The 15,560-nt window shown below is 27.9% G+C and carries 17 protein-coding genes; 8 read left to right on the forward strand and 9 right to left on the reverse strand.

Annotation, left to right across the window (positions count from 1 at the left end; translation table 11 throughout):
• Positions 1-6: 6 nt before the first annotated feature.
• The 4 genes from truB to AC34EU_RS06610 are packed head-to-tail and all read right to left on the reverse strand — an operon-like array spanning position 7 to position 2,587.
• Entirely contained in the window at positions 7-711 is a 705-nt protein-coding gene (truB, locus tag AC34EU_RS06595) for a tRNA pseudouridine(55) synthase TruB (protein WP_487533069.1), read from the reverse strand.
• Entirely contained in the window at positions 698-1,477 is a 780-nt protein-coding gene (locus AC34EU_RS06600; protein ID WP_487533070.1) for an undecaprenyl-diphosphate phosphatase, read from the reverse strand. The genes truB and AC34EU_RS06600 overlap by 14 nt, the downstream gene beginning before the upstream one ends.
• Positions 1,477-1,722 carry a DUF3098 domain-containing protein gene (locus AC34EU_RS06605; protein WP_487533071.1) on the reverse strand — a complete coding sequence of 82 codons (246 nt, stop codon included), beginning with the start codon at positions 1,720-1,722 and terminating at the stop codon, positions 1,477-1,479. The genes AC34EU_RS06600 and AC34EU_RS06605 overlap by 1 nt, the downstream gene beginning before the upstream one ends.
• Positions 1,709-2,587, reverse strand: coding sequence for a cell division protein FtsX (locus AC34EU_RS06610; protein WP_487533072.1), 879 nt, complete (start codon positions 2,585-2,587; stop codon positions 1,709-1,711). The genes AC34EU_RS06605 and AC34EU_RS06610 overlap by 14 nt, the downstream gene beginning before the upstream one ends.
• 115 nt (positions 2,588-2,702) lie before the next feature.
• Between AC34EU_RS06610 and leuS the strand changes: the two genes are divergently transcribed.
• On the forward strand, positions 2,703-5,516 hold the full coding sequence (gene leuS / locus AC34EU_RS06615) for a leucine--tRNA ligase (RefSeq protein WP_487533074.1): 2,814 nt from the start codon (positions 2,703-2,705) through the stop codon (positions 5,514-5,516).
• Positions 5,516-5,773 (forward strand): SemiSWEET family sugar transporter, encoded by a 258-nt coding sequence (locus AC34EU_RS06620; RefSeq protein ID WP_487533076.1) that lies wholly within the window; start codon positions 5,516-5,518, stop codon positions 5,771-5,773. Before leuS ends, AC34EU_RS06620 begins: the two co-directional genes overlap by 1 nt.
• Here the strand turns inward: AC34EU_RS06620 and AC34EU_RS06625 are convergent, their stop codons facing one another.
• The 3 genes from AC34EU_RS06625 to AC34EU_RS06635 all read right to left on the reverse strand — a co-directional run bounded on the left by AC34EU_RS06625 (position 5,774) and on the right by AC34EU_RS06635 (position 7,771).
• A complete protein-coding gene (locus AC34EU_RS06625; protein ID WP_487533078.1) occupies positions 5,774-6,244 on the reverse strand; it encodes an Lrp/AsnC family transcriptional regulator in 471 nt (156 codons plus the stop codon).
• Positions 6,245-6,355: 111 nt separating this feature from the next.
• On the reverse strand, positions 6,356-7,096 hold the full coding sequence (locus AC34EU_RS06630) for a uroporphyrinogen-III synthase (protein WP_487533079.1): 741 nt from the start codon (positions 7,094-7,096) through the stop codon (positions 6,356-6,358).
• 21 nt (positions 7,097-7,117) lie between these two features.
• Entirely contained in the window at positions 7,118-7,771 is a 654-nt protein-coding gene (locus tag AC34EU_RS06635; protein WP_487533080.1) for a DUF4271 domain-containing protein, read from the reverse strand.
• A gap of 93 nt (positions 7,772-7,864) precedes the next feature.
• Between AC34EU_RS06635 and AC34EU_RS06640 the strand changes: the two genes are divergently transcribed.
• The 3 genes from AC34EU_RS06640 to AC34EU_RS06650 are packed head-to-tail and all read left to right on the forward strand — an operon-like array spanning position 7,865 to position 10,314.
• Complete coding sequence (locus tag AC34EU_RS06640; RefSeq protein ID WP_487533276.1) at positions 7,865-8,563, forward strand: polyprenol monophosphomannose synthase; 699 nt, start codon at positions 7,865-7,867, stop codon at positions 8,561-8,563.
• Between the two features lie 9 nt (positions 8,564-8,572).
• Positions 8,573-9,910: a dihydroorotase gene (locus AC34EU_RS06645; protein ID WP_487533081.1), complete on the forward strand. Its 1,338-nt coding sequence runs from the start codon at positions 8,573-8,575 to the stop codon at positions 9,908-9,910.
• A complete protein-coding gene (locus tag AC34EU_RS06650) occupies positions 9,907-10,314 on the forward strand; it encodes a DUF4296 domain-containing protein (protein WP_487533083.1) in 408 nt (135 codons plus the stop codon). The genes AC34EU_RS06645 and AC34EU_RS06650 overlap by 4 nt, the downstream gene beginning before the upstream one ends.
• Here AC34EU_RS06650 and AC34EU_RS06655 read toward each other — a convergent pair.
• Positions 10,311-11,270: an NAD-dependent epimerase/dehydratase family protein gene (locus tag AC34EU_RS06655; protein WP_487533084.1), complete on the reverse strand. Its 960-nt coding sequence runs from the start codon at positions 11,268-11,270 to the stop codon at positions 10,311-10,313. The genes AC34EU_RS06650 and AC34EU_RS06655 overlap by 4 nt on opposite strands.
• A 77-nt stretch (positions 11,271-11,347) precedes the next feature.
• Here AC34EU_RS06655 and tyrS point away from each other — a divergent pair, with 77 nt between their 5' ends.
• Complete coding sequence (tyrS, locus tag AC34EU_RS06660) at positions 11,348-12,643, forward strand: tyrosine--tRNA ligase (protein WP_487533085.1); 1,296 nt, start codon at positions 11,348-11,350, stop codon at positions 12,641-12,643.
• Here tyrS and AC34EU_RS06665 read toward each other — a convergent pair.
• Positions 12,636-13,625, reverse strand: coding sequence for a LuxE/PaaK family acyltransferase (locus tag AC34EU_RS06665; protein ID WP_487533086.1), 990 nt, complete (start codon positions 13,623-13,625; stop codon positions 12,636-12,638). The genes tyrS and AC34EU_RS06665 overlap by 8 nt on opposite strands.
• Positions 13,626-13,759: 134 nt before the next feature.
• Here AC34EU_RS06665 and AC34EU_RS06670 point away from each other — a divergent pair, with 134 nt between their 5' ends.
• Positions 13,760-14,446 carry a response regulator transcription factor gene (locus AC34EU_RS06670; RefSeq protein WP_489666971.1) on the forward strand — a complete coding sequence of 229 codons (687 nt, stop codon included), beginning with the start codon at positions 13,760-13,762 and terminating at the stop codon, positions 14,444-14,446.
• Positions 14,447-14,457: 11 nt separating this feature from the next.
• Positions 14,458-15,495 carry a sensor histidine kinase gene (locus AC34EU_RS06675; protein ID WP_487533088.1) on the forward strand — a complete coding sequence of 346 codons (1,038 nt, stop codon included), beginning with the start codon at positions 14,458-14,460 and terminating at the stop codon, positions 15,493-15,495.
• Positions 15,496-15,560: the final 65 nt, after the last annotated feature.

Genomic DNA, 15,560 nt, shown 5'->3' on the forward strand with positions numbered 1-15,560 from the left:
AAATTATTAAATTAATTTCTCAAAATCACCTATTTCTAAAGCATTTTCAATTTTATAATTTCCAATTGAAATTCGTTCTAACTCAGAAAGGTGCGCACCGCTTTTTAGGGCAACCCCGAAATCATTTGCTAAGGACCTTATATATGTGCCTTTACCACATTCTACTTCAAAACTTACAGAAGGTAAATCAATAGAATTTATTGTAAATTTTTTTATTTCAACCTTACGAGAGTCAATTTTAATTGGTTGTTTAGCTCTTGCATATTCATATAATCGTCTTCCTTTCTTTTTTAAAGCTGAAAAAATTGGTGGCTTTTGATCAATCACACCAATAAAATCTTTTGATTTTTCAAAAATCAACTTTTCACTTAAATGATTATATGTAAATGTTTTATCTGGAATCGTTTCTAAATCATATGATGGCGTGGTTGATCCAAAAGTGAAAATCCCAGTGTAAACTTTATTCATTTTTTGAAATTTATAAATTTCTTTTGTAGCTTTTCCTGTTGCAATTATTAATAGTCCATTCGCCAATGGATCTAAAGTACCAGCATGTCCAACCTTTAATTTTTTTATTTTAAAAAACTTAGTTAGCTTATGCCTGACTTTATTAACTACTTGAAATGAAGTCCATCCAATTGGTTTATTTATTAAAATTAGTCTTCCTTCAAAAACTTCATCAACACTATCACTTATTTTAAATAACTCCATATATTATTATAACGAATCCAACTACAAAACAATAAATACCAAAGTATTTTAATTGACTTCTTTCAACAATCTTGATCATTAATTTACATGCAATTATTCCAGTTAAAAAAGCTGAAAGAAAACCTAACACTAATAAAGGAGAAAGATTTAAAGTTTGATTTTTTGAATAAAACAAAATACTCTTTCCTATACTCCCAAAAATAAGAGGTATTACCATTAAGAAAGAAAATTTAGCAGCTTCAGTTTTATTTACGCCTAGCATTACAGCTAATGCTATAGTAGCTCCACTTCTTGATATTCCAGGAAGAATTGCAACTGCCTGAATCAGGCCAATAAAAAAAGCATTTCTTAGGCTTATATCTTTTGACTTAGGATTTGTTTTATCCGTTTTATATAATAAAACAGAAGTTATAATTAACATTATGCCAACTAAAAGAATGTTTGAATTAAATAAAGCACTTATTGAATCTTCAAAAAATAGACCAATAATAACTGCAGGTATCATTGAAAATAGAACTTTAAAAAAAAAATCATTTCTTTTTAAAGTTCTATTTTCTAAAATTTTCAAAATTTCTTTTCTAAAAACCCAAATAGTACTAAGTGCTGTTGCGAAATGTAAAACTAAAGTTAAAAGTAATCCTTGATTTTTTAGATAAGTTAGATTAAAAAAGTATTTAAAAATTTCAATATGACCACTTGAAGAAACAGGAAGAAATTCGGTTAATCCTTGAACTATTCCTAAAAACAAAACTTTGAGTTCTTCCATTATTTTTTATTATGATTTTTTAAAATTGAATATATAGCTATTCCAAAACCAATTAGAACTAGTGATGGAGCTATACGAATACGTCTAAAATTAAAAATTTCAGTGTTAAAAAAATTAGGATCTTCACTTCCTCCGCCAGACATTAAAATAAAACCAAATGTGATTATAATAATTGATAGAAACAGCCATCTATAATTTGTTTTTTTAAATAAAAATTCTTTTTTTGAATTATTAGTAAATTTCATCTGATTTTAAGTTTAGAAAGCGCTTAGTTGCAAAAAAAGTACTTATTAAAGTTATAGTTATTCCAAAAGCAAAAACAAAGGATAAAATAAGAATTATTGATAACCTCTCTTGAAGTAAATTTAACTCTGGAAAATTTTCTTGAATTTTTTGAAAAATCAAATACAGGATAATAATTGATGAAACTGATGAAAACAGGCTAAGGTTAAAATATATTCGAAGAAAAGGTTTCTGAATAAACCATTTTGTAGCTCCAACGAGTTGCATAGTCTTTATAGCAAAACGTTTTGAATATATAGATAAACGTATTGAGCTATTAATTAATAAAACTGCAACTAAAACAAAAACAAAACATGATAATAAAATCCAAAATTCAATTTTTTTAATGTTTTCATCAAGGAGTTCTAATAAAGGTTGATCATATGTAACTTCAGAAATATATTGATACTTTAATAGATCATCACTTATTTTTTTTATAATTTGAGGCTTAACATAATCAGCATTAAAATAAATATCTAATGAGCTTTCAAGTGGATTATAGCCTAAAAACTCCATATAGTCTTCACCAATTTCATTTGCATATATTTTAGCAGCCTCTTCTTTTGATGTGTAAATAACAGATTTTGTTGTTTCTTGAAATTGAATGGATTTTTGAACTTGCTTAATTTCAATATCCCTTGAGCTATCTTTAAAGTAAACTGTAAGTGCAATTTGTTCTTTAAAATGGTTAGCTACTTTGTTAGAATTAAATAACAGAAGCCCCAATAGACCTGTTAGAAAAACAACAATAATATTTATTAACACTACTGAAACATACGTACTTAATAATTTGCGTTTTTGATATCTTTCTTCAAAATTTTTGTTCAAGCCTAATATTTAAGTTATAAAATTAACAAACCCAAACGATTTCATAGCTTAGGTTAGTATATTCTTTTTCTTTTCAATCAATAAATGTATTTTTACCCTTCAAAATATAATACTTGTGAGTTACGATTTTAAGAAAATTGAATATAAATGGCAGAAATTTTGGAAAAAAAATCAAACTTTTAAAACAAGTAACCATAGTAAGCTTCCAAAGTTTTATATTTTAGACATGTTTCCTTATCCTTCAGGAGCTGGTTTACATGTTGGTCATCCATTAGGTTATATTGCTACCGACATATATGCTCGATATAAAAGACATAAAAAATTTAATGTTTTGCACCCACAAGGATATGATTCTTTTGGACTACCAGCCGAACAATATGCTATTCAAACTGGTCAACATCCTCAAATTACTACTGAAACAAATATAAATAGATATAGAGAGCAATTAGATAAAATGGGATTTTCCTTTGACTGGTCAAGAGAAATAAGAACTTCAAAATCAAACTATTATAAATGGACTCAATGGATTTTTTTAAAACTTTTCGATAGTTATTATGATCTGAATAGAGGTAAAGCTTGTTCTATTTCATCCTTGATAAATCTTTTTGATAAAAATGGCACAAAAACGCTTAAAGCAGTTTCAAATCCTGAAGCTTTTGAATTTTCAGCTTTAGAATGGAAGTCATTTGATTCAGAACAAAAAGAAGAAGTTTTGTTATTTTATCGTTTAGCATATCTATCAGAAACAGAAGTTAATTGGTGTTCTGAATTAGGTACTGTATTAGCAAATGACGAAATTATTAATGGAGTTTCAGAAAGAGGAGGATATTCGGTAGAAAAGAAAAAAATGAAGCAATGGAGTATGCGTATTTGTGCGTATGCTGAAAGATTAATTCAAGGACTAGATAAAATAGATTGGCCGGATTCTTTAAAAGAAATGCAACGTAATTGGATTGGAAAATCAAAAGGAGCTTCTGTAAAATTTAAATTAATAGATATTTCTGGCGAAATTGAAGTTTTTACAACGAGGCCAGATACATTATTTGGAGTAACTTTTATGACCCTTGCACCTGAACATGAATTGGTGCTCAAAATCACATCAAAAACACAATACAATTCTGTTGAAGCTTATATTAAATCTTCTTCCAAAAGATCTGAGAGAGATAGAATGTCTGACTCTAAGAGCATTACTGGCGTTTTTACAGGCGCATATGCTATACATCCATTTAGTGCAGAAAAAATTCCAATATGGATTGGTGATTATGTTTTAGCGGGATATGGGACAGGAGCAGTTATGGCTGTTCCATGTGGTGATCAACGTGATTTTGATTTTGCAAAGCATTTTTCTATACCCATAAAAAATATTTTTTTAGATATTGATATTTCTAAAAAAGCATTTACCAAAAAGAGTGAGTTTAAATTAATGAACTCAGATTTTTTAGATGGATTAGATTATGGGTTATCTATGAAAAAAGTTATTTCATACATTGAAAAAATTGGATGTGGAAGAGGAACAGTTAATTATAGATTAAGAGATGCTGTTTTTAGCAGGCAAAGATATTGGGGAGAACCCATACCAATTTATTATAAAAAAGGAATTCCCTTTTCCATTGGAGAGGATAATTTACCTCTTAGATTACCAGATATTGAAAATTATCTTCCAACATCTGATGGATCTCCACCATTAGGAAATGCCAAAAATTGGGCATGGAATGTGATAGAAAAAAAAGTTGTTTCAAATAAGCTCATAGACAATTCTATTATTTTTCCATTAGAATTAAATACAATGCCAGGTTGGGCAGGTAGCTCATGGTATTTTTACCGCTATATGGATCCAGATAATAATGAAGATTTTGTAGGTAAAAAAGCTGTTAGTTATTGGCAAGATGTTGATCTTTATATAGGTGGAAGCGAACATGCTACTGGTCATCTTTTATATTCAAGATTTTGGCAGAAATTTTTATTTGACCTTGAAATACTTCCTGTGGATGAATATGCGAAAAAATTAATAAATCAAGGTATGATTTTAGGGTCCTCTGCATTTATTCATAGAAAATCAGGAACAAATGATTACTACTCTAAAAATATTATAAATAAGGTTAAGTCAGAACTTATAAGAATTGATATTTCTATGGTCAACATCAATGATGAGTTAGACTGCGAGGCAATTAAAAAATGGCAACCACATTTTAAAAACGCGAATTTTATTATGGAAAATGATAAGTTTATTGTTAATCGTGAGGTTGAAAAAATGTCTAAATCTAAATTTAATGTAGTAAATCCAGATGAAATATGTGACTCTTATGGAGCAGATACATTAAGAATGTATGAAATGTTTTTAGGACCGCTAGAGCAAGCAAAACCATGGAACACATCAGGTATTAGCGGTGTTCATTCTTTTTTAAAAAAACTATGGAAACTGTATCATCCTAAAGACCTTTTTAGTGTTAGTGATAAGGAGCCTTCCAAAAACTCATTAAAGTCTTTACATCAAACTATTAAAAATGTTACTGAAGATATAAATGACTTTTCCTTTAATACTTGCATAAGTTCATTTATGATTTGTGTAAATGAACTTTCATCCCAAAAATGTAATGATAGAAAAATTCTTGAACCATTGACTATTCTATTGTCGCCTTTTGCCCCTCATATTTCTGAAGAGCTGTGGTCTCTATTAGGTAATAATTCTTCTTTGGTTGAGGAAGACTATCCTTTATTTGATAAATCGTATTTAGTAGAATCCATTAAGAATTATCCTATATCTTTTAATGGTAAAATGCGTTTTACAATTGAGTTAGATCTTAGTTTGAATATAAAAGAAATTGAAGACTACGTTTTAAATGATGATAGAACAATAAATCAGCTAGACGGAAGTGTCACCAAAAAAATAATTATTATACCAGGTAAGATAGTCAATATTGTTTATTAATGAATATCGAAATAATAGGATTCATTGCGGCAGCCATAACTACATCAGCTTATATGCCACAGGCTTATAAGATATGGAAGACTAAAAAAGCTGAGAGCGTTTCTTTAAGTATGTATTTAGTAATGTTTTTGGGTATTTCTCTTTGGTTAATTTATGGTATTTTTATCAACAAACCATCACTTATTATTGCAAACACCTTAACATTGCTAATTATTTTAATGATTCTTTATTTTAAAATCACATCTAAAAACAATTAATCATATAGCTATTTGTCTGAAAATTTGTTGATCCAAAGAAATGAAAGTTTCAGTTCTGGAAATCCCAGGTATTTTTTGGATACTATTATTTAAAAGATTCATTAAGTGCTCGTTATCCTTGCATAATATTTTAACAAAAACACTCCAATTTCCTGTGGTATAATGACACTCCAATACTTCAGGTATTTTATTTAATTTATTTACAGCAGTTAAGTTGTTCATTGCTTTGTCTAAAAAAACTCCTATGAAAGCCATTGTTTTATAGCCTAAAACTTTTGTGTTTAATTTAATATGAGAGCCAGAAATCACACCTGAAGCTTCTAATTTTTTTATTCTTTGGTGAACAGCTGCTCCCGAAATAGAGGCTTTTAATGCGATTTTATTGATAGGTGTTCGAGCGTTTGAAATAAGTTCTTTCAATATTATTTTATCTATACCGTCAATACTTAATGTTGTCTTGTCTATTTTCATTTTTTATGAAAAAAAATAATTAATTATAAAATTACAGTTATAAATGTAAATAAAATTAAAAAATATATATTATAATTTCACACTATAAAACTGTTAACTTAAGGAAGAAATTTATTTATTTATTTGAATATAATTTTCAATAGCCATAGTCATAGAAGGAGAATCTTTACTAGGGGCTGAAATATCTATCCTTAGCTTTGCATTTAGAGCCGCATCAATAGTTGTCTTTCCATAGACTGCGATTTTAGTTTTACTTTGTTTGAACTCCGGAAAATTTTTAAATAGAGATTCTATTCCTGAAGGACTAAAAAAGACTAGGATATCATAATAAACATTTCTTAAATCAGATAGGTCACTAATAACTGTCTTGAACAGTTCAGCTCTTTTCCAGTTTAGCTCTAACTTGTCTAATGTTTCAGGTATTGATGGCTTTAAACTGTCTGAGGTTGGTAGTAAAAATTTTTCAGAACTAAATTTTAATAAAACACTTGATAAATCTTCAATGGTTTTATCTCCAATATATATTTTACGTTTTCTGTAAACGACATATTTTTGAAGATAAAATGCAACGGCTTCAGACAAACAAAAGTATTTGGTACTATCAGGAACTTTAAACCTCATTTCTTCTGTAAGTCTAAAAAAATGATCAACAGCATTTCTACTAGTTAGAATGATGTTGTCAAAATCTGCAAAATCTATTTTTTGACTTCGAACCGATTTGGCATCAACTCCTTCTACATGGATAAATGACCTGAAATCGATCTTTAGCTTAAATTTCTCTTGAATACGAGCATAAGGTGATTTGTCACTGGCCGGTTCAGGCTGGGAAACCAAAATTGTTTTTAATTTCATATTAAAACGTTTTTAAGATTTCTAGAGTATTTTTGACATCCACAACCATGGAGCAATTTTGAACGCACAAATATAGTAAAATAAATAAAGAAAGTTTTTAGGATTAGCTTTAATATAATCTTTAAAAATAACCAGGTGATGAAAAGAAAAAATTAGCACTAAAATTAAAAGCAATAATTTCATAAAAATAATTGATATTAGATCTTGCAAGTATAATACTGACACCAACCCCATAGCGGCAATAAGTATATATCCATAAAAAATAATATTCTTGAAATAATAAGCCTTTAAATCTGGAAAAATTTTTAGAGTCGTATTAATAAAATTAGTAAAAAAAAATCTTGCCGCAATAAACATGGTGATTAGAGCAAGGGTTTGTAAATACTCATTCAGACTAAGATTAATATTAAAAAACAGATTGTTACAAACAAGTATTAAAAATGAGAGACTAGTTGAGATTAACACAAGTATTAGAATATAAAACAAGTTGAAAAAATTAAAATCTCTATCTATGGAATACCTTCTTATATATTGCTTGAAATTTAAAAATTTTATAAAAAAACTGAACTGAATAGGATCTATTAATTTTAAGGTTAAAATTATGCTTAGAAATAAAAAAAATAAGATTTGAACCCAATTGTTACTATGTAAAATCCTTTCTATCCAAAATTCCATGATATAAAAGTATTAGTTTTTAATCAGTTTACAATTTCATTTATATATTTAAGATCGTTAAAAAATTATTTAAATTTGTGCATGATGAAAAATATTTTGGTCATAATTCCAACCTTTAACGAATCAGAAAATATATCACAAATTATTTACAGTGTATTTAAACACGTGCCTCAGTGTCATATTCTAGTTGTAGATGATAACTCACCTGATGGTACGTCAAGAATAGTTAAAAAAATAATTAACCTTACTAAAAAAAGACTTTTTATAAAAGACAGAAAAAACAAACTTGGTCTAGGCGCAGCATATATTGATGGTTTTAATTGGGCAATAGAAAAAAAATACGATTTTATTTTTGAGATGGACGCTGATTTTTCTCATGACCCGGTTTCTCTTCCTAAAATGATAGAAATTTTAAAAGACAATTCAGATGTAGTTGTCGGATCCAGGTATAAGCAAGGTGTTAATGTTGTAAATTGGCCATTAGGAAGAATTTTATTATCCTATGCCGCATCTCTGTATGTAAGAGTAATAACTGGAATGCCCATCAAAGACCCTACTGCTGGATATGTTGGTTATAAAAGAGAAGTTTTAGAGAAGATAGAACTTGATAAAATTCAATTTGTAGGATATGCATTTCAAATAGAAATGAAATATAAATCTTGGATTAAGGGTTATAAAATTAATGAACACCCTATTATTTTTAAAAATAGAATTAATGGAAAATCAAAAATGGATCAAAGTATATTTTGGGAAGCATTAATTGGGGTTATTAAAATGCGTTTATTAAATTAAATCTAAATAATGAATAAAAAACTTATTTGTAATGGAATCATAGTAAATGAAGGGTTTCAGTCACAAAATGATATATTAATAGAAGGGGATAAAATAATTGAAATTAAGCCCAATATTAATCCAAAGCCCGATATAGAGGTAATAGACGCTAAAGGGTTTTATATACTTCCAGGATTAATTGACGATCAAGTACATTTCAGAGAGCCAGGACTAACTCATAAGGGTACTATTGAGAGTGAGTCAAAAGCTGCTGTTGCAGGAGGAATAACCTCCTTTATCGAAATGCCAAATACCATCCCTCAAACAACTACTAAAATCGATTTGGATAAAAAGTTTCAAATAGCCTCTAAAACTTCTGCGGCTAATTTTTCTTTTTTATTTGGTGGTACTAATGAAAACATTGATGAAATTTTAAAATTAGATAAAAAACAAGTTGCTGGGATAAAACTTTTTTTAGGATCATCAACGGGAAATATGCTGGTCGATGACCCAGAGGTTTTAAGAAAAATTTTTAGCTCTACGGACTTATTAATTTCTGTTCATTGTGAAGATGAAAAAACAATAAAACATAACTTGGATAAGTATATTAAAAAATATGGACAAAATATTCCAATATCAAAACACCCCTTAATTAGATCTGAGCAAGCATGTTATATCTCATCATCTAAAGCTATTTCTTTAGCAAAAGAAACTGGAGCAAGGTTACATGTTTTTCATATATCTACTGGAAAAGAAACGGAATTGTTTGATAATAAAATAGAATTGAAAGACAAAAAAATTACTTCTGAAGTCTGTGTTCATCACCTTTGGTTTACTGATGATGACTATGATGAAAAAGGAACTTTAATTAAGTGGAATCCTGCCATTAAATCTAAATCAGATCAAATTGAATTATGGAAAGCTTTAAACGATGATAGAATTGACGTAATTGCATCAGATCACGCTCCACATACTAAAGCTGAAAAAAATAATTCTTATTTAAAAGCTCCATCAGGAGGGCCGCTTGTTCAACATTCATTACTTGCTTTGTTAAGCTCTGTAAAAAGGGGTAAAATATCTTTAGAAAAATTAGTTCAAAAAGCCTGTCATAACCCTGCAATCCTATTTGAAATTAATAAAAGAGGTTATTTAAGAGAGGGGTATTATGCTGATTTTGTTATTGTGAATTTAAATACTAAAACTAAAGTAACTAAAAATTCATTATTATATAAATGTGAATGGTCACCATTTGAGGGAGTTACCTTTGATGCAAAAATTGAAAAAACATTTGTTAATGGAATAAAAGTTTATGATAATGGTGTCATATTAAAAACAGATGCTGGAAAACAACTTACTTTTAATAGATGAAAATTAATAAAATATCATTCTTAATATTTTTACTTATATCATGTCAGTCTGATTTGGTTAAAAAACCCAAAGATTTGATTGGTAAAAATCAAATGGAATTAATCATGCAAGACATGATGTTAATGAGATCAATTTCAAGAAATTATCAAAGTATCATTAAAGATAAAAACTGGTTTGGGGATAAATATATATATGAAAAATACAGTATTGACAGTCTCCAGCTTGTTGAAAGTCAAAATTTCTATGCTAAATCTCCAAAAATATATTTAGAAATGCATAAACATATAAAATTTAATATGGAGAGATTAATCGACAGTATTGATGTTTTATCAAAAGAAGAAATAAGAAAAATAAAAGAAAATCAGTCTAAAGATTTCAGAGATTTAAATCAAGACCTCAACTAGACTTTTTTATAATTAAAATTTGGTAAAAATTTAATTATCTTATCTCCATTGTATCTTTTTTGGTTAAAAACCGATTTAATTAAACTTAAACTCATATACCTTTTCTTCAACCCAATAAATGATAATACCAAATCAAAGCATAATATTAAATTGAGAACTGGCTTGTTTATGGAAATTAGCATTTTTCTTATTTTAAGTCTCTTCTTTAAGTTCTCTATAATTAACTTGTAGCTGTAATTTTCTTCAACTAGAATAAACCTTTCATTTGAAATGGAACTATTCATTAATCTAATACTTGCTTCTACCACATCATTTATATTTACAAAACCACTTCCACCTTTTGTAAAAAAACAAAATGGTGATTGAGTAATCATTTTTTCAATTTTTGCTTGAGGAGTATCATCTTTTATTGATTCACCCATTATTATACCTGGATTGATTATAACTGATTTCAGTCCTTCCTCAATCCCTCTCCAAACTTCTAATTCAGCATTATGTTTTGAACATGAGTAGGGTGTTTTATTTTGAGACCTATTAAAGTTTGTTGTTTCATTAACCTCAACTCCATCTAGTTCTTCTCCTAAAGCAGAAATTGAACTCAAGTAAATTAATTTTAATATTTTTTTATCAATACAAAGGTTTACAATATTCTTTGTGCCTCCAACATTAACTTTGTTTAACTCTTTTTCATCACTGATTGAAAAAGAGATATAACCTGCACAATGATATACATGAGTGATGCCGTTAAACACTTCTTCAAGACCAATAATATCATTGATATCAGATCTTCTCCAAATAATATTTTTATATTTTGAGTTTGTTTGTTTTAAAAAATCTTCTACTATTTTCTTTTTTTCTTCAGAGCGGTAAATTGCAACAACCTTGATGTTATTTTTTGTTAGCTTTTGAAGTAAATTCATACCCACAAAACCGGTTGACCCTGTAATTAATATCATTTTATAAAAATACAATTTTTGAGATTCATTTTTTGTTTCACCCTATAAATATATATTTGTACTAGAACTATATAATTATGTCAAAAAATTTTGTTGAGGAGTTGAAATGGCGAGGGATGTTAAATGATATTACACCCAAAACAGAAGAGTATTTATTGTCAAATAAAAGTTCAGGTTATATTGGATTTGATCCTACGGCTGATTCTCTTCACATAGGAAGTTTAGTTCAGATAATTATTTTAATGCATTTTCAGAATTTTGGTCACAGACCAATTGTTCTTCTTGGAGGAGCTACTGGAATGATTGGTGATCCTTCAGGAAAATCTAATGAACGAAATCTATTAGACACAGAAACATTAGAAAGCAATACTAATTTAATTAAATCTCAATTTCAAAGGTTCTTAAACTTTGAAAAAGAAAATAAAAACTCTGCTATTTTAATTAATAATCATGACTGGATGAAAAACTTTAGTCTAATTGATTTCTCGAGAGAAATAGGTAAAAACATTACAGTCAATTATATGATGGCTAAAGATTCTGTTAAAAAAAGATTAGAAGGAGAATCAAAAGCAGGCATGTCATTTACAGAATTCACCTATCAGTTAATTCAAGGTTATGATTTTCTTCATTTATTTAATAATTATGATTGTAAGATTCAAATGGGAGGGAGTGATCAATGGGGAAATATCACTACTGGAACCGAATTAATACGTAGGAAGTCTCAAGGAAAAGCATATGCTATTACGTGTCCCTTAATAACTAAAACTGACGGAACTAAATTTGGTAAAACTGAAGATGGAAATATTTGGTTAGATAAAAAAAGAACATCAGCCTATAAGTTTTATCAATACTGGCTAAACACTTCAGATGAAGATGCACTGTCATATATTAAAATATTTACTTTTTTGGACTTAAACTCCATTGAAAAAATCATAAATGAACATAATAAAGCACCTCACTTAAGGGTTTTACAATTTAAATTAGCAGATTCTGTTACTGAACTAGTTCATGGCATAGAGGAATTGAATAAAGCAAAAATGGCCTCTAATATTCTTTTTGGTCAAGACACATCAAGCTTTTTGATGAAAATTGATTCTATAACTTTTCTGGAAATATTTGAAGGAGTCCCCCATGCAAAATTCTCAAAATCAATTCTTAAAGATGATTTTTCTATAATTTCAGCTTTATCAAATGAATCAGGTTTTTTAAAATCGAGTAGTGAGGCTAGGAGGTCTTTAAAAGAAAATTCAATTTCAGTTAATAAATTAAAAGTTTCAGAAGATTATAAATTAACCATATCAGATCTAATAGGAGATAAATTTATTTTACTTCAAAGAGGTAAAAAAAATTATTTTATTTTAAAATTCAATTAAACACCATTAAATTACATCCTCTTATTTCGGCTTGGTCAAACCTTCCTAAAACTTCAAAAAAACCGTTAGAATATACTTTTCCAAGATCTTCAGTTGCTATAAAAGGACAGCTATCAGAATTTACTAGATCTATTATGTTTAAGCCCCCTGTCTGTTCAGGCATACACAGTGTTAGAGGATCATCTATTTCTCTTGAAAAAACCTTCATCCAGGGAGGACATTCAAACAAGCCGTCTTTAATTGAATAAGCTTGAGATAGAAGCTCAGTCATTCCATATTCAGAATGAATTGATTTAACTCCGAAACCATTACAAAGTTTTTTGTGAAGTTCATTTCTAATTAATTCTTTTCTTTTTCCTTTCATACCTCCAGTTTCAATTATAACAGTATACTTTAATTTTATTTTATTTTTTTTAATAAAACTTAAAAGAGCAAAAGAAACTCCAATAAGAATAGTTTTTTGTTTTATCGATTCAAGATCTAAAAGTGTTTTATAAAGCTTGTCAAAATCATCTAAATAAAACCCACTCGAATTAGAATTACTTTGTTTAATTAAATCAGCTACCATATAAATTAGTGAAGAATCATTTCTCTCATAGTATCCTGGAAGAAGTGCTAATATGACCCAATCAGTTGGTTTTCCATAAAATAATTCAAATGATTTTGAAAAACTTTTCTTATAATCAGTTGTATCTTTTATAAAGTGTTGCGATGGATTATCATTTGTTGTTCCACTTGATTTAAAAATTATTTTTGGTTTTTCTGAAAATGTTTTAACATCATGAGATTTAAAAAATGAAATTGGAAGAAAAGGTATTTCTTTAAATGAATTTATTGAACTAGGAGGTCTATTTATTAAGTCACAATAACTTCTGTAAACTGTGTTAAATTTATAATGCTTATCTAAAAGTTTAAAACAAATCTTTTCAAAGTCATCCTCAGATTCTATTTTGGAAAAAAAATTACTTAAATTAAATTTCATTAAAACAAAATTAAGTATTTAAAAATACATTTAATTTTAATTTTTTTTTAAACTTTAGTAATGCTATCTTTTAATTAACCTTATGTTAAGGTGCTTTGTTAATTTTGTTTTTAAATTCGTGGAAATACATTTATATGGACAAAAGTAAAATTAAAATATTGTTAGTAGATGATGAGCCTGATGTTTTAGAAGTGCTGTCATACAATCTTTCCAAAATAGGGTATCAAATTTTTACAGCAAGTGATGGCTCTAAAGCCATAGATAAAGCTATTGAAATTAAGCCTCAGTTAATTATCATGGATGTAATGATGCCAAATATGGATGGAATTGAAGCTTGTGAAATTATAAGAAAAAATCCTGAACATAATAATACAACTATTATGTTCTTAACAGCAAGGGGGGAAGACTATTCTCAAGTTGCAGCTTTTGATGCTGGAGCCGATGATTACGTTACAAAACCTATCAAACCCAAGATTTTAATGTCGAAAGTAAAATCTTTATTACGCAGATTAGTTAATCTGGATCTAAATGAGGAACCAATTCAAATTGGAAATCTCTTAATAGATAGAGAAACCTATAATGTTACTTATAACAATAAACTTATTTCTCTTCCCAAAAAGGAATTTGAATTATTATTTCTTTTAGCTTCAAAGCCAGAAAAAGTTATTAAAAGGGAGGAAATAATGGAAAAAGTTTGGGGATTAGATGTTATAGTAGGAGATCGAACTATTGATGTTCACATAAGAAAGTTAAGAGAGAAATTTGGAGACGACTACATTAAAACAATAAAGGGAGTTGGTTATAAATTTGTATGTAAATAATTATCTATCTAGTGAAAAAAAATAAAATATTTCTAGGCTCATTGTTTATTTCATTAATTATTTGTGCAATATTTTTCATCATCTATTTTTCATCATCTATTTTTTTTAACAACTTCAAGACTTCAATAATATCAATATTAGTCTTGTTTCTTTCTGTTTTTTTAGTGGTTAATTTTAGCTTTAAAATTTTTTTAATTGAAAACGTAAAAAAACTATTAAATGAGTTTTATTCTAAAGAGTATGACTTAAATGATCAAAGAAGTACAACTGACTTAGAAGCATTATCTAAAAGTTTAAAAAGATTTGCTTCTGATAAAAAGTTAGAAATTGAGTTACTTAAAAACAAAGAGAATTATAGAAAAGATTTTATTGGAAACATTTCACATGAGTTAAAAACTCCATTGTTTACAATACAGAGCTATATTTTAACCCTTATTGAGGGTGGTCACAATGACCCTGATGTGTTAATTAAGTATTTAAAAAGATCCTCAAAGGCATTAGATAGATTGATTTATTTGGTTAAAGACCTTGATCTAATAACTCAATTTGAAGCTGGAATCAAAAATATTGAACTAAGTTCTTTTGATTTATTAAAGATTATAAATAATGTTTTTGAATTATTGGAAGTTCAATCTAAGAAAAGTAATATTTCATTGATTTTTGATCGTGAATATAGGACGCCAATTAATGTTTTTGCAGATGAAGAAAGAATCCAACAAGTTATTACTAATCTAATAATGAACTCTGTTAAATATGGAGTAGACAGTGGAACAACTGAAATTAGTATCCATGATTTAAATGTAGACAAATTTATTATTCGTATTACTGATAACGGACAAGGAATAAATAAAGAACATTTACCAAGGTTGTTTGAAAGATTTTATCGAGTTGATAAGTCAGGAAATAGAAAAAAGGGAGGTTCTGGTCTAGGTTTAGCAATAGTAAAGCATGTTATGGAAGCCCATAAGGAAAAGATGTATGTCGAAAGCACCGAAGGTATCGGTTCTGAGTTTTCTTTTACTTTACAAAAGTCTAAATCTACAGGTTAATTAATGATTGAAAAACAAGAACTTAGCATATTAATTATTTTTCGTGGGAAGTAAAAACAAATTAA

The sequence above is a fragment of the Candidatus Marivariicella framensis genome, assembly GCF_982709265.1.

What these genes read in the sequence shown, in the direction of transcription:
- truB (WP_487533069.1), bottom strand. Translation starts at nt 711, where the DNA reads ATGGAGTTATTTAAAATAAGTGATAGTGTTGATGAAGTTTTTGAAGGA.
- AC34EU_RS06600 (WP_487533070.1), bottom strand. Translation starts at nt 1,477, where the DNA reads ATGGAAGAACTCAAAGTTTTGTTTTTAGGAATAGTTCAAGGATTAACC.
- AC34EU_RS06605 (WP_487533071.1), bottom strand. Translation starts at nt 1,722, where the DNA reads ATGAAATTTACTAATAATTCAAAAAAAGAATTTTTATTTAAAAAAACA.
- AC34EU_RS06620 (WP_487533076.1), top strand. Translation starts at nt 5,516, where the DNA reads ATGAATATCGAAATAATAGGATTCATTGCGGCAGCCATAACTACATCA.
- AC34EU_RS06625 (WP_487533078.1), bottom strand. Translation starts at nt 6,244, where the DNA reads ATGAAAATAGACAAGACAACATTAAGTATTGACGGTATAGATAAAATA.
- AC34EU_RS06630 (WP_487533079.1), bottom strand. Translation starts at nt 7,096, where the DNA reads ATGAAATTAAAAACAATTTTGGTTTCCCAGCCTGAACCGGCCAGTGAC.
- AC34EU_RS06635 (WP_487533080.1), bottom strand. Translation starts at nt 7,771, where the DNA reads ATGGAATTTTGGATAGAAAGGATTTTACATAGTAACAATTGGGTTCAA.
- AC34EU_RS06645 (WP_487533081.1), top strand. Translation starts at nt 8,573, where the DNA reads ATGAATAAAAAACTTATTTGTAATGGAATCATAGTAAATGAAGGGTTT.
- AC34EU_RS06650 (WP_487533083.1), top strand. Translation starts at nt 9,907, where the DNA reads ATGAAAATTAATAAAATATCATTCTTAATATTTTTACTTATATCATGT.
- AC34EU_RS06655 (WP_487533084.1), bottom strand. Translation starts at nt 11,270, where the DNA reads ATGATATTAATTACAGGGTCAACCGGTTTTGTGGGTATGAATTTACTT.
- tyrS (WP_487533085.1), top strand. Translation starts at nt 11,348, where the DNA reads ATGTCAAAAAATTTTGTTGAGGAGTTGAAATGGCGAGGGATGTTAAAT.
- AC34EU_RS06665 (WP_487533086.1), bottom strand. Translation starts at nt 13,625, where the DNA reads ATGAAATTTAATTTAAGTAATTTTTTTTCCAAAATAGAATCTGAGGAT.
- AC34EU_RS06670 (WP_489666971.1), top strand. Translation starts at nt 13,760, where the DNA reads ATGGACAAAAGTAAAATTAAAATATTGTTAGTAGATGATGAGCCTGAT.